The organism is Pantoea sp. JV6 (genome assembly GCF_025910055.1).
GTDB classification, from domain to species: domain Bacteria; phylum Pseudomonadota; class Gammaproteobacteria; order Enterobacterales; family Enterobacteriaceae; genus Pantoea; species Pantoea agglomerans.
In genome coordinates this window covers 402379-414613 of the sequence record NZ_JAPCIM010000013.1, presented here as the reverse complement: position 1 = coordinate 414613, position 12235 = coordinate 402379, and the positions used below count along the sequence as shown (strand labels likewise).

The following is a 12235-nucleotide window of genomic DNA, read 5'->3' as shown; positions in this document are numbered from 1 at the left end:
GCGGAGTTTTATATGTACGCGGTTTTCCAAAGTGGTGGTAAACAACACCGAGTAAGCGAAGGTCAGACCGTTCGCCTGGAAAAGCTGGACATCGCAACCGGTGAAACGATTGAGTTTGACCAGGTTCTGATGATTGCTAATGGCGAAGACGTGAAAATCGGCGCGCCACTGGTTTCAGGCGGAATGATCAAGGCAGAAGTTGTTGCTCACGGTCGTGGCGAGAAAATTAAGATCGTTAAGTTTCGTCGTCGTAAGCACTACCGTAAGCAAGCAGGCCATCGCCAGTGGTTCACTGATGTGAAAATCACTGGTATCACGGCATAAGAGGAGATCTGACAAATGGCACATAAAAAGGCTGGTGGTTCGACTCGAAATGGTCGTGACTCCAATGCAAAACGTCTGGGTGTAAAACGTTTCGGTGGCGAATCTGTTCTGGCAGGTAGCATCATCGTTCGTCAGCGTGGCACCAAATTCCACGCCGGTACCAATGTAGGTTGTGGTCGTGACCACACCCTGTTTGCTACCGCAGACGGTAAAGTACAGTTCGAAGTTAAAGGTCCGAACAACCGTAAATACATCAGCATCGTTGCTGAGTAAGGTTGTCGTGACGCAGACGTTTAACGTCTGAACGCACGAATTGAAGGCCCCGCAGCTCCTGCGGGGCTTTTTACATTCTGCGGTCTGTTGCGGTAAAAGCGACGCATCACAAAAGTTTGCTGTACACTTTATGTACGCACTGGCGAAAGCCAATCCTGATTTATCCGCCGCTGGTCAGCGCAGAAGACCCTGGCGGACCCGTCTGCAGAGTGCTGCAGGCGATTGTGTGACGGAGATAGAAAATGAAGTTTGTAGATGAAGCGACAATTTTGGTCGTCGCCGGTGATGGCGGTAATGGTTGCGTAAGCTTCCGCCGCGAAAAATATATCCCGAGAGGCGGCCCTGATGGGGGTGATGGCGGTGATGGCGGTGACGTTTATCTGATCGCTGATGAAAACCTCAACACCCTTATCGATTATCGTTTCGAAAAATCTTTCCGCGCCGAGCGTGGGCAGAACGGCCAGAGCCGCGACTGTACTGGCAAACGCGGTAAAGATATCGAAGTTAAAGTGCCGGTCGGCACCCGGGTTATCGATCAGGGTACCGGCGAGACACTGGGCGACATGACGCGTCACGGCCAGAAACTGATGGTCGGCAAAGGCGGCTGGCATGGCCTGGGTAACACCCGCTTTAAATCATCTGTAAACCGCAGTCCGCGCCAGAAAACCATGGGTACCCCAGGTGAAAAGCGCGATCTGCAGCTGGAGCTGATGCTGCTGGCAGATGTCGGGATGCTGGGCTTACCGAATGCCGGTAAATCGACCTTTATCCGTGCCGTATCGGCAGCGAAGCCAAAAGTGGCGGACTATCCGTTTACCACGCTGGTGCCGAGCCTGGGCGTGGTTCGTATGGACAGCGAGCAGAGCTTCGTCGTGGCCGATATCCCTGGCCTGATTGAAGGCGCAGCCGATGGCGCAGGCCTCGGCATTCGCTTCCTGAAGCACCTTGAGCGCTGCCGCGTGTTGCTGCACCTGATCGACATCGACCCTATCGATGAAAGCGATCCGGTTGAAAATGCCCGCATCATTCTCGGCGAGTTGGAAAAGTACAGCGAGAAGCTGTTCAACAAGCCACGCTGGCTGGTCTTCAACAAAATTGATCTGATCAGTGAAGAAGAAGCGCAGTCACGGGCTAAAGCGGTGGCTGAAGCACTGGGCTGGGAAGATAAGTATTACCTGATTTCTGCCGCAAGCCGTACCGGTGTCAACGAACTCTGCTGGGACGTGATGAGCTTCATCAACGCTAATCCGAAAGAAGCGGAGCTTGAAGAGAAGCAGCCGGAGAAAGTGGAGTTCATGTGGGACGATTACCACAAAGAAACCATTGAAAACACGGTTGAAGTGGAAGATGAAGAGTGGGATGACGACTGGGATGATGAAGACGACGAAGGCGTTGAAATTATCTATCAGCGTTAACCGATCGCCTGCTACAGCGTGATATGCAATGCCCCCTTTCAGGCCTGAAAGGGGGCATTGTTCTTTCTGCAGCTAGCTCATCACCGCCACACTCAGTCGCGCACTGCAGCACAGCTGATCCCGACCGTTCCGAATCTCAATCTGCCAGCTCTGACTGCGTTTACCCAGATGCAGTGGACGGCAAATTCCCCGCACCAGACCGGCAGAAACCGCACGATGATGGCTGGCATTCACTTCTACGCCAACCACGCTGCTGCCTTCCTCAACCGCCAGATATCCGGCAATTGAGCCCATCGACTCCGCCAGCACCACGGACGCACCGCCATGCAGCAGCCCGAACGGCTGTTGCGTACGGGCATCGACCGGCATCGTCGCTTCCAGATAATCATCACCTATCAGGGTAAAAACGATACCCAGATGGGCCACCAGAGAGTTCTCACCCAGCGCATTCAGGGCGGGAAGATCAATGGATCGCTTCCAGATCGCTGTCATTATCAGGCTCCCAGGGTTGCGCCACCATCAACCACAATATCCTGCAGCGTCACATGGCTGGCAAGATCCGACGCGAGAAACAGTACGGTGGCTGCAATTTCCTGCGGCTGCGCGATCTTACCCAGCGGGATACCCAGCTTGAACTGATCCGGGAAGCCGGCAATCATCTCCTGCTCACCCGTCGGTGTGTGCCACAGGCTGCGCTGCATATCGGTGTCGGTGGAACCCGGTGAAACGATGTTGCAGCGCACGCCATAGGGCGCCATCTCCAGACCCACGGTCTGACAGAGACTGCGCAGCGCCGCTTTTGAAGCACCATAAGCGGACATGCCGATACGCGGGGCGTGAGCCGAATTAGACGCGACAGTGACGATGGCACCGGCGCGCTGTTCACGAAAGCGTGGCAATGTCTGCTGGAACAGATTAAACGCGCCGCCCGCATTGACGTTAAGACACGCCTGCCAGTCGGCAAACGACAGCTCATCGGTGGCACCAATCCGTAAGATACCGGCTGCGTTGACCAGCACATCAATGCGCGGCTGCGCAGCCAATACGCGCTGGCAGATCGTTTTGACCTGCGCCGGATCGGCTACATCCATCGTGTGGCAGGGAAACGGGTAATCATGGCCCTTAAAACGTTGATCAAAGGCCTCGACCTGTGCGCCAGCCTGATGAAAGGCTAACGCAGTATGATAGCCGATGCCCTGGCCGGCACCGGTTACCCAGACGATTTTACCGCTGAAGTCGAATGTGTGGCTCATTTCGCCGGCTCCCGCGTCAGCAGCGCCCACCAGCCATCAATGCTCGGATTTTTCGCCAGGCTGACGAAATCGATATCACGATGTACCTGACGCCAGCGTGCCGCCAGCGCCATCACGCGTACTGAGTCCAGACCGTAATCAATCAGGTTTTCATCATCTTCCGGCACCTCATCATCTTCCAGCAGCGGCAGGATCAACGCGCGCAAATCATCTTTGCTGAGTGGCACAGGCATCAGATCGGCGGTCATCACCACTTTTCCGCTACGGCCCGCGGTGTAGGTCAGCGCCATCATATGTTCCTCACGGCTGAAGTCAGCCAGCGCATCGGCCACCATAAACGGCTGAATATTGCGCATAAACGCATCGGTGGCGGTGGTCAGGCAGCCAATATGGGCATAGACGCCGGTGATAATCAGCTGATCGCGGCCCATCTCCTGCAGGATCGACTCCAGCGGCGAGCGGTGAAATGCACTGTAGCGCCATTTGGTCAGGACCTGATCGTCCTCATCCGGTGCCAGCGCATCCACGATCTTCTGCTGATCGGGATGTTTATTCAGACCCGGTCCCCACATGTCGTTGAGCAGCGCACGATCTTCATCGCTCTGCGCGTTTGGCTGAGCGGTGTAAAACACCGGAATACCCTGCGCTTTGCAGTAGCGACGCAGGCGGGCAATATTGTCGACTACCTGCTCAACCAGCGGGCTATTTTCGCCCCAGAAGTTGAGAAAATAGCGCTGCATATCGTGGATCAGCAGGGCGGCACGGTCCGGCTCCAGCATCCATTTCACTTTGTTGTTGGGCAACTCGGTGACGGCTGGCAGCGGATAAGAGGTCAGTTGTGGAATAGCCATTGAAAATCTCCGGACAGATCAGGCTTGCGCTTGTTGATCGGCAAGTTGTTGGCGCAGACGTTTTTTGTCCACCTTTCCGACCGCGGTCAGCGGCAGGGCATCTACGCAGGTAATACGGTCGGGCAGCTTAAATTCTGCCACGCCAAGTTCACGCAGGTGACGACGCAGCGCCACCGGTTTAACCGGCTGACGGGTAACGATAAAGGCACAGCTCTTTTCACCCATCAGCTCGTCGCTCATGGAGACCAGCGCAGCGTGGATCACATCCGCATGGCGCTGCAGCAGGTTTTCGATCTCTTCGGCTGCGATCTTTTCGCCGCCCCGGTTGATCTGATCTTTCTCCCGGCCCTGCACGATGATGTTGCCAGAGGGCGTGATCTCAATCAGATCGCCAGAGCAGTAAAAGCCCTGGTCATCGAAGCTGGCGGCGTTATGTTCCGGGCTGTTGTAGTAGCCGCGGAAGGTATAAGGACCACGCGTCATCAGGCGACCGATGGAGCCTGCTGGCAATGGATTACCCTGATCGTCGGCGACCCACACCTCGTCATCCGGGGAGATCGGGCGTCCCTGCGTGGTGAGAATGGTCTGCTCATCGTCATCCAGTCGGGTGTAGTTCACCAGACCTTCCGCCATACCAAATACCTGCTGCAGTGTGCAGCCGATCTCGTTCTGGATGCGCGCGGCCAGCGTTTCACCCAGCTTTGCGCCACCGACCTGAATGCGTTGCAGCGAGGCCAGCGCGGCATTGCTGCCCCATTCCTGAATCGCCTGCAGCCAGAGACTGGCGGCGGGCGGAACCAGGCCGGTATCGGTGACCTGATGCTTTTCAATCAACGGGAAGCAGAGCGTTGCGCTGGGATCGGCGGCTAAGATCACCTGTCCGCCCGCGTAAAAAACGCCCAGCGCGCCCGGCGAACTCATCGGGAAGTTATGCGCGGCGGGCAGGGCGATCAGGTAGCGGGTGTCGGCGGTAACATCGCAGATAACGTCACTCTCACGGATGCTGTAGTAGTAATCATTATGGGTACGTGGGATCAGTTTCGGTGTACCGGTACTGCCACCCGACAGCTGGAAAAAGGCGACTTCATCGCCTGCGGTCGGGGTTGCGATGAAGTTGCCCGCGGGTTCAGCCAGCAGGGCGTCGAGGCTGTTTTCCGTCTGAGCATCATTACGCAGGATCACCTGTTGGAGTGAACGCTGATCGCGGCGAAGTTGCGCAATAAACGCATCATCGGCGAACAGTGCGTGGCTGCGATCGGCAATTAACAGGCTCGGCGAGATCTGACTGGCATAGGCGGCCAGTTCGGTGCGCTGATGGCTGAACAGGGCGTTAACCGGGGCAACGCCGATTTTGAACAGGGCAAACAGCGTCAGGTAAAATTCCGCCACGTTGCCAAGCTGCACCAGCGCCGTATCGCCTGACTTCAGGCCGCGACGCTGCAATGCCGCGGCCAGGTTGTCACTCAGCGCCGCCAGCTGGCGATAGGTAAATTGTCGTTCGCCATCAATCACCGCTACGCTCTCGCTGTCGCGATGACGTTCCAGGATATCGGTCATCGGCAGATCGAGCCAGTAGCCTTTTTCACGGTAACGTGCGGCCAGATCGTCCGGCCAGCGGCTGTAGGAAATCGTCATACAGGTTCCTTTATTGCAGTCCAAAAGCGCGAAGCATGGTGTCGAGTTTGACGCCGGTTTCACGCCATTCTGATTCAGGTTGTGAGTCCGCTACGATGCCTGCGCCCGCAAACAGCCGCACCCGCGGGCCATTCACCGTACCGCAGCGAATGGTGACGACCCATTCGCCATTGCCCTGATCGTCACACCAGCCGACGATGCCGCCAAACAGCTGACGTTCAAATGGCTCCAGTCGCTGAATCAGCGCCTGAGCACGCTGATGCGGGAAGCCGCTGAGGGCCGGTGTCGGATGCAGCAGACAGGCCAGTGACAGCGCATTTTCGCGATCGTCCAGCACGTCACCCTGAATCTGCGTAGCGAGATGCCACAGTGTTGCGGTGGTCAGCAGTGAAGGTGTCTCGGGGACCGACAGCAGGCGGCTGCGCGGTTGCAGCGTCGCGCGCATCGCATCCGTGACCAGCTTATGCTCATGACGATCTTTTGCTGAGTGCATCAGGCTGTCGCCAGAGGCCTGGTCACGCTGCGGATCGCGATGACGCGGCGCTGAACCGGCCAGCGGACAGGAGCTGAACTGGCGGCCCTGCTTACGAATCATCAGCTCCGGGCTGGCGCCAACCAGCGCGCCACCATCGGGCAGCGGCAGATGAAAGTGATAGCTGTTAGGGTTCTGCGCCACGATGCGCTGCATCAGGGCGGCCGTATCAACCGGTTGTTCCGCCACGATATCCATCAGCCGCGACAACACCACTTTATCCAGATCGCCGCGCTGCGTAGCCGCCACCGCCTGCGCAACCATGTCAATGAAAATGTCATGGTCCGGCACCGCCGTGCGGCGACGCACCTGCGGCAGTTCAGCCTCAGCCAGAGAGGCACTGGCGTTGAGATCGTCACGGTTAAAGGTCTGATACGACTCAGGGATAAACAGCGCTGCGGGCTGATCCACGTCGAAGGGGATTGCACCCACCAGAATGGGATGGGCAATGCCCTGTTTTCTGGCTGAAGCAAAATGGTGCTGTAGTTGCTGCTGAAACTCCCCTGTCAGCTGCTCACACTGCCTCACCGGCGCGGTAAGGGTAGTAAAACAGCCCTGTGTGGTCAGGCTTTGCCAGGGAGAGGTAAACAGAAAGCCACGGCAGAGTGCCGGGAAATCCTGCAACAAGGGATGTTCAAACGCCAGCGATTCCACCATAATTTCCACCTATAAATGATAAGATAACTAATAATGATTATCATTTGTATTGTGGGCCAGTAACCTACGTTGATTAGCCGAAAGTGTCAATAATTACGCGGCGATTCAGCTGGCATGGCCGGTTAAATCAGCACAAATGGTCTCTCTCTTTTTCCGGGTAAAAGTGGACGAAAATCTATGAGTAAACATGGTGTCACATCGGCGATAGCGCTGTTTTTCCTGAGCATCTGCTTGTTCAGCGTTACCGCTGCTGCCCAGACCGGCTGGCCGCGTACTGTCGCCGGGGCAACAGGCAATATCACGCTGACCCAGGCACCGATGCGTATCGTTTCGACCAGCGTTACCCTGACAGGCTCGCTGCTGGCCATTGATGCGCCGGTCATCGCCAGTGGCGCAACCGCACCCGGCAGTCGGCTGGCTGATAAGCAGGGATTCTTCCGTCAGTGGGGCGAAGTGGCCAAACAGCGCGGCGTAAAACGTCTCTACATTGGTGAGCCCAGTGCAGAAGCGATTGCTGCTGAAGCGCCAGACCTGATTGTGGTCAGCGCCACCGGGAATGATTCGGCAATAAAACTGGTCGACCAGCTCGCGGCGATTGCGCCGGTGCTGGTGGTGAATTACGACGATAAAAGCTGGCAGCAACTGGTGACGTTGCTGGGTGAGGCGACCGGGCATGAAGCGGAAGCTGCCGCCCGGAAAGCTGAGTTTGATGCGCGAGAAAAGGCTCTGAAAGCGAAGCTGACCCTGCCGCCGCAGCCGGTATCAGCGATGGTGTGGAACGGGGATGGCCGGGCAGTCAATCTGTGGACGGATGCGTCGGCGCAGGGGAAATTACTGCAGCAACTGGGCTTCACTCTGGCGACGCCGCCGGCCACGCTTCAGTCTGGTCACAGCATGGGACAGCGTAAAGATATCCTGCAACTGTCAGGAGAAAATCTGGCGGCAGGCCTTAATGGTCAATCATATCTGCTGTTTGCCGCTGAAGAGCCCACCGCCGCACAGGTGATGAGCAACCCTTTCCTGGCGCAGACCCCAGCTGTGCGCGCAAAAGCGGTCTATGCGCTGGGGCTGGATAGCTTCCGGCTCGACTACTACAGCGCCAGCAATTTGCTGACGCGGCTGGAGACGCTGTTCGTTAAATCATGATCCCGTTTCCGCCGGTGCAGGCGGTTGATAGCGACGCAGACGCGCCATCAGCAGCCACATGACGATGCCCAGCACGGTGGCTGCCAGACCAGCCAGGCTGGCCGCCTGCTGCGGCAACAACAGTGAACCCATCGCGCCAATCATCGCTGCACCTATCGCATCGCCGGTGACATTCTGCGCTGTCCAGAGGCTGTTGATCCTGCCGAGCAGCGCATCAGGCGTCAGCGTCTGGATCATCGCGTACTGCACCAGGCTGTTGATGGCACTGAAATAGCCAAAGGCCGCGAGGCAGACCAGACTCGCGCTGAACCACGGCATCAGGCTGAACAGAGCCAGCGCGACGAAAGCAGCAATAGCACTCGCCAGAATCAGGCGGCCCGGCTGCGGTGACTGTGCCAGCCGTCCGCTGGTGAGGGCACCTGTGGCAGCACCCAGCGGAACGGCGGCATACATCAGCCCTAACTCCGTCACGCCGACCTGCCAGTGTGGCGCCAGCGCCGGATAGAGCACGCGCACCGCACTGGCTAACGTCACCAGCGCGCCGACCAGCGCCGCCATGCCAACGATCGGGCTGGCAAACAGGAATTGCACGCCGCTGACCAGTGCTTTCAGCGGATGCTCACGCGGCTGCGGCGGTGGCGCAAGCCGCGGCAACCGCAGCAGGGTTAACACCGTCAGCAACGTGCCGAACGCCGCCAGTCCGTAGTTCCACGCCACACCGCCCTGCGCGATGACCAGTCCGGCAATGGCGGGTGAGAGAATCGCGCCAAATCGCACCGTCAGCATGGTAATCGCACCTGCTTTCATCAGGTTTTCACGCCCGACCAGCGCCGGCGTCGCCGCCAGCAGCGCGGTGACGCCTATCGCGCCGAAAAAACCATCCCATAGTCCCAGCACAAAGACGGCGATCACCGACGGCGAAGGGAGCAGGGCATTGATGCATAAGGCGACAAAGCCCAGGCCACAGGTGGATCGGGCAAACAGGATCAGACGTCGGCGCTCATAGCGATCCGCCAGCACGCCGCCGGTCAGCAGGCCGATAAACATGCCGGCACTGGCCAGCGTCACCGCCAGACCCACCAGCAGCGGCGACTGCGTTAGCTGCTGAATCTGAACCGGTACCGCCACCGCCAGCATGCCGAGGGCGACGATGGAGATAAAGCGGGCGATAAAAATGGCGCGAAAGGCGGGGTGGGTTCTCAGCAGGCTGAGATCGATAAAGTGGGAGGGTTTGTTCATAACGTCGCTTTTTTGCACCCATTTTCCTCATCATTGAGTCCGGGAGTCATGGTAACATACAAAAAATCACTAATAACGATAACAAGTATCATTATCATAATGACTCGTGCTGCGATCTCAATGAATCGGTGAAGGTTTAAACGTTATGCGTCAACTTCGTGCAATAGCAGGTTCAGGGATGCTGCTGTTGTTGCTTCTCGCGCTCAGCCTGATGCTGGGTGCCAAATCTATCCCCTTTCATGATGTCACGCAGGCCTTATTCAGCGACTGTAACCGCGTCGATTGTGTCATCGTGCGCGATGCCCGACTGCCGCGCACCCTGGCGGGTCTGCTGGCCGGGATCAGTTTAGGTCTGGCGGGCGCGCTGATGCAGAGCCTGACGCGCAATCCGCTGGCCGATCCCGGCATTCTCGGTATCAACGCCGGTGCAGGCTTTGCGGTGGTGCTGGGCATCGCCCTGTCTGGCGCCGATTCCCCCGCGGACTGGCTTGGCTTTGCCTTTACGGGCGCACTGCTGGCCTCCCTGCTGGTGGCGCTGACCGGTGCGCTGGGCGGTGGCCGCGTTAATCCGGTGCGTCTGACGCTGGCAGGCGTGGCGCTGGGCGCGGTGCTGGAGGGGTTAACCTCTGGTTTATCGCTGCTCAATCCTGACATCTACGATCATCTGCGTTTCTGGCACAGTGGCTCGCTGGATATCCGCAATTTTGCCATTCTGCGCACCACCTTTCCGGCGGTAGTCGCCGGTAGCCTGCTGGCGCTGCTGCTGGCGCGTTCGCTCAACAGCCTGAGTATGGGCGGTGATATGGCGACCGCGCTGGGTACCCGGGTGATGCGTACCCAGCTGGTGGGATTACTGGCTATTGCTCTGCTGAGTGGGGCGGCGACAGCCGCTGTCGGCCCCATCGCTTTTGTCGGCTTAATGACGCCACATCTGGCCCGCTGGCTGCTGGGTAACGATCATCGCTGGATGCTGCCCGGAACCCTTCTTATCACCCCCTGTTTGCTGCTGGCCGCCGATATTCTGGGACGGCTGCTGGTACCGGGCGAACTGCGCGTGTCGATTGTCACGGCCATACTGGGCGCGCCGATGCTGATTGTGCTGGTGCGCCGCAAGTCGGGAAGAGGGCAGCTATGAAACGGGTGATGATTAATGCGCTGATGCTGCTGGTGGCCTGCGGGGTGCTGACCTTTCTGAGCATTACGCGCGGCACCTTACCGATCTCCGCCAGCCAGTTGTGGGCCCTTATCAACGGCGAGGCGGCGCGTAACATACAGCTGATTGTACTGGAGTGGCGACTGCCGCGTGTCATGATGGCGCTGCTGATTGGTGCGGCACTGGGCGTCAGCGGGGCAATTTTTCAGTCGCTGCTGCGCAACCCGCTGGGCAGCCCCGATATTCTGGGTTTCAATACCGGCGCTTACAGCGGCGTCCTGGTGGCACTGGTGCTGTTCCAGCAAAACATGGAGGGCATGACGCTGGCGGCACTGCTTGGCGGACTGCTCACGGCGGGCGTGGTCTGGCTGTTCAGCTGGCGCAACGGCGTGGAGACCTTTCGTCTGATCATTGTGGGCATCAGCGTGCGGGCGCTGCTGATGGCGCTGAACAGCTGGCTGATTATCAGCGCCTCACTGGAGGCGGCACTGAGCGCCGGGCTCTGGAGCGCCGGTTCACTCAACGGCATTACCTGGGCGAAAACGACGCCGGTGATTATCGTGCTGCTGCTGGCGCTGCTGGCGACAAGCATGCTGGCCCGGCGCATGCGTCTGCTGGAGATGGGTGACGACACCGCCTGCGCGCTGGGCGTACCGGTTGAACGCAGCCGCGTTTTGCTGATGCTGACGGGCGTGATCCTCACCGCCGCCTCTACCGCGCTGGTCGGTCCTGTCTCCTTTATTGCGCTGCTGGCACCGCAGATTGCTCGTCGGCTATGTGGCGGTATCAAAGGCGCGCTGCCGCTGGCTGCCTTGTGCGGCGCGCTGCTGTTAACCGCCGCGGATTACGCCGCGCAGCACTTTTTCCTGCCTTATCAGCTGCCGGTTGGCGTCATCACGGTTAGCCTGGGCGGACTCTATCTGATTGCTTTACTGGTACGGGAGGCGCGACGCCAATGACAGTGAAAACACGTTTGCAGGGCGACGCGCTGACGCTGGGGTACGACAAAAAAATCGTGGCGGAGAATCTCACCGTCGCGATCCCCGACGGTGAACTGACCGTTATTATTGGCCCCAACGCCTGTGGAAAGTCGACGCTGCTGCGTACCTTAAGCCGCCTGGTCTCGCCCCTGAAAGGCCAGGTGCTGCTGGATGGCAATGCGATTGCTCACTACGCTACCAAAGAGGTGGCGCGTCGGCTGGGTCTGCTACCGCAAAGCTCGAATGCACCAGCGGGCATCAGCGTCAGCGAACTGGTCGCGCGCGGGCGTTATCCGCACCAGTCGCTGTTTGGTCGCTGGCGACAGGAAGATGAGACGGCTGTTCAGCAGGCAATGCAGGCTACTGGCGTGGCAGATTTGGCGCAGCAGCAGGTTGATACGCTCTCTGGCGGCCAGCGGCAGCGGGTGTGGATTGCGATGGTGCTGGCTCAGCAGACGCCACTGTTGCTGCTGGATGAACCGACCACCTGGCTCGACATCGCCCATCAGATTGAGTTGCTGGAATTAATGCAGGATCTCAATCAGCAGCATGGCCGTACGCTGGTGGTGGTGCTGCACGATCTCAATCAGGCGTGCCGCTATGCCAGCCACCTGATTGCGATGCGAGACGGGAAAATTATTGCCGAAGGGAAACCGGCGGAGATCGTTACGCCGGAACTGATAGAAGCGATCTACGGCCTGCGCTGCATCATCATTAACGATCCGGTGGCCGGTATGCCGATGATTGTGCCGCTGGGAAGAGGCTGACCTGCGCTTT

The 12235-nt window shown here is 58.5% G+C and carries 13 protein-coding genes; 7 read left to right on the top strand and 6 right to left on the bottom strand.

Going from position 1 to position 12235, the window contains the following annotated elements; genetic code table 11:
• Positions 1-12 precede the first annotated feature (12 nt).
• The 3 genes from rplU to cgtA all read left to right on the top strand — a co-directional run bounded on the left by rplU (position 13) and on the right by cgtA (position 2012).
• The gene (rplU, locus tag OK412_RS15895) at positions 13-324 is read left to right on the top strand and encodes a 50S ribosomal protein L21 (protein WP_008925416.1); all 312 of its coding nucleotides are present in this window, start codon (positions 13-15) and stop codon (positions 322-324) included.
• 15 nt (positions 325-339) lie between these two features.
• Positions 340-597 carry a 50S ribosomal protein L27 gene (rpmA, locus tag OK412_RS15890; protein WP_003851093.1) on the top strand — a complete coding sequence of 86 codons (258 nt, stop codon included), beginning with the start codon at positions 340-342 and terminating at the stop codon, positions 595-597.
• A 242-nt stretch (positions 598-839) separates the two neighbouring features.
• Positions 840-2012, top strand: coding sequence for an Obg family GTPase CgtA (cgtA, locus tag OK412_RS15885; RefSeq protein WP_003851092.1), 1173 nt, complete (start codon positions 840-842; stop codon positions 2010-2012).
• Positions 2013-2084: 72 nt separating this feature from the next.
• Here cgtA and OK412_RS15880 read toward each other — a convergent pair whose 3' ends face one another.
• Genes OK412_RS15880 through OK412_RS15860 form a run of 5 tightly spaced genes read right to left on the bottom strand, consistent with a single transcriptional unit; the run spans position 2085 to position 6940 of the window.
• On the bottom strand, positions 2085-2504 hold the full coding sequence (locus OK412_RS15880) for a hotdog fold thioesterase (protein WP_029519501.1): 420 nt from the start codon (positions 2502-2504) through the stop codon (positions 2085-2087).
• A 2-nt stretch (positions 2505-2506) separates the two neighbouring features.
• Complete coding sequence (dhbA, locus tag OK412_RS15875) at positions 2507-3265, bottom strand: 2,3-dihydro-2,3-dihydroxybenzoate dehydrogenase (protein ID WP_033759623.1); 759 nt, start codon at positions 3263-3265, stop codon at positions 2507-2509.
• Entirely contained in the window at positions 3262-4116 is an 855-nt protein-coding gene (locus OK412_RS15870; RefSeq protein WP_264353348.1) for an isochorismatase family protein, read from the bottom strand. Before OK412_RS15870 ends, dhbA begins: the two co-directional genes overlap by 4 nt.
• Before the next feature lie 18 nt (positions 4117-4134).
• Complete coding sequence (locus OK412_RS15865; RefSeq protein WP_010251844.1) at positions 4135-5751, bottom strand: (2,3-dihydroxybenzoyl)adenylate synthase; 1617 nt, start codon at positions 5749-5751, stop codon at positions 4135-4137.
• Positions 5752-5761: 10 nt separating this feature from the next.
• Entirely contained in the window at positions 5762-6940 is a 1179-nt protein-coding gene (locus OK412_RS15860) for an isochorismate synthase (RefSeq protein WP_264353347.1), read from the bottom strand.
• A gap of 177 nt (positions 6941-7117) precedes the next feature.
• Here OK412_RS15860 and fepB point away from each other — a divergent pair, with 177 nt between their 5' ends.
• Entirely contained in the window at positions 7118-8086 is a 969-nt protein-coding gene (gene fepB, locus OK412_RS15855) for a Fe2+-enterobactin ABC transporter substrate-binding protein (RefSeq protein ID WP_264353346.1), read from the top strand.
• Here fepB and entS read toward each other — a convergent pair.
• A complete protein-coding gene (gene entS, locus OK412_RS15850) occupies positions 8081-9325 on the bottom strand; it encodes an enterobactin transporter EntS (RefSeq protein ID WP_122459422.1) in 1245 nt (414 codons plus the stop codon). The genes fepB and entS overlap by 6 nt on opposite strands.
• Before the next feature lie 145 nt (positions 9326-9470).
• On the opposite strand from entS, the gene fepD reads away from it, so the two are divergent.
• From fepD to OK412_RS15835, 3 genes are read left to right on the top strand one after another with little or no spacing between them, the layout of a single operon-like run.
• Positions 9471-10460, top strand: a complete 990-nt coding sequence (gene fepD / locus OK412_RS15845; RefSeq protein ID WP_072171285.1) for a Fe(3+)-siderophore ABC transporter permease — start codon at positions 9471-9473, stop codon at positions 10458-10460.
• Positions 10457-11437, top strand: coding sequence for an iron-enterobactin ABC transporter permease (gene fepG, locus OK412_RS15840; RefSeq protein WP_124889628.1), 981 nt, complete (start codon positions 10457-10459; stop codon positions 11435-11437). The genes fepD and fepG overlap by 4 nt, the downstream gene beginning before the upstream one ends.
• Positions 11434-12225 (top strand): ATP-binding cassette domain-containing protein, encoded by a 792-nt coding sequence (locus OK412_RS15835; RefSeq protein ID WP_264353345.1) that lies wholly within the window; start codon positions 11434-11436, stop codon positions 12223-12225. The genes fepG and OK412_RS15835 overlap by 4 nt, the downstream gene beginning before the upstream one ends.
• The last annotated feature ends 10 nt before the right edge of the window (positions 12226-12235 follow it).

Coding starts and splice junctions, on each gene's coding strand:
- rplU (WP_008925416.1), top strand. CDS start 13: ATGTACGCGGTTTTCCAAAGTGGTGGTAAACAACACCGAGTAAGCGAA.
- rpmA (WP_003851093.1), top strand. CDS start 340: ATGGCACATAAAAAGGCTGGTGGTTCGACTCGAAATGGTCGTGACTCC.
- cgtA (WP_003851092.1), top strand. CDS start 840: ATGAAGTTTGTAGATGAAGCGACAATTTTGGTCGTCGCCGGTGATGGC.
- OK412_RS15880 (WP_029519501.1), bottom strand. CDS start 2,504: ATGACAGCGATCTGGAAGCGATCCATTGATCTTCCCGCCCTGAATGCG.
- dhbA (WP_033759623.1), bottom strand. CDS start 3,265: ATGAGCCACACATTCGACTTCAGCGGTAAAATCGTCTGGGTAACCGGT.
- OK412_RS15870 (WP_264353348.1), bottom strand. CDS start 4,116: ATGGCTATTCCACAACTGACCTCTTATCCGCTGCCAGCCGTCACCGAG.
- OK412_RS15865 (WP_010251844.1), bottom strand. CDS start 5,751: ATGACGATTTCCTACAGCCGCTGGCCGGACGATCTGGCCGCACGTTAC.
- OK412_RS15860 (WP_264353347.1), bottom strand. CDS start 6,940: ATGGTGGAATCGCTGGCGTTTGAACATCCCTTGTTGCAGGATTTCCCG.
- fepB (WP_264353346.1), top strand. CDS start 7,118: ATGAGTAAACATGGTGTCACATCGGCGATAGCGCTGTTTTTCCTGAGC.
- entS (WP_122459422.1), bottom strand. CDS start 9,325: ATGAACAAACCCTCCCACTTTATCGATCTCAGCCTGCTGAGAACCCAC.
- fepD (WP_072171285.1), top strand. CDS start 9,471: ATGCGTCAACTTCGTGCAATAGCAGGTTCAGGGATGCTGCTGTTGTTG.
- fepG (WP_124889628.1), top strand. CDS start 10,457: ATGAAACGGGTGATGATTAATGCGCTGATGCTGCTGGTGGCCTGCGGG.
- OK412_RS15835 (WP_264353345.1), top strand. CDS start 11,434: ATGACAGTGAAAACACGTTTGCAGGGCGACGCGCTGACGCTGGGGTAC.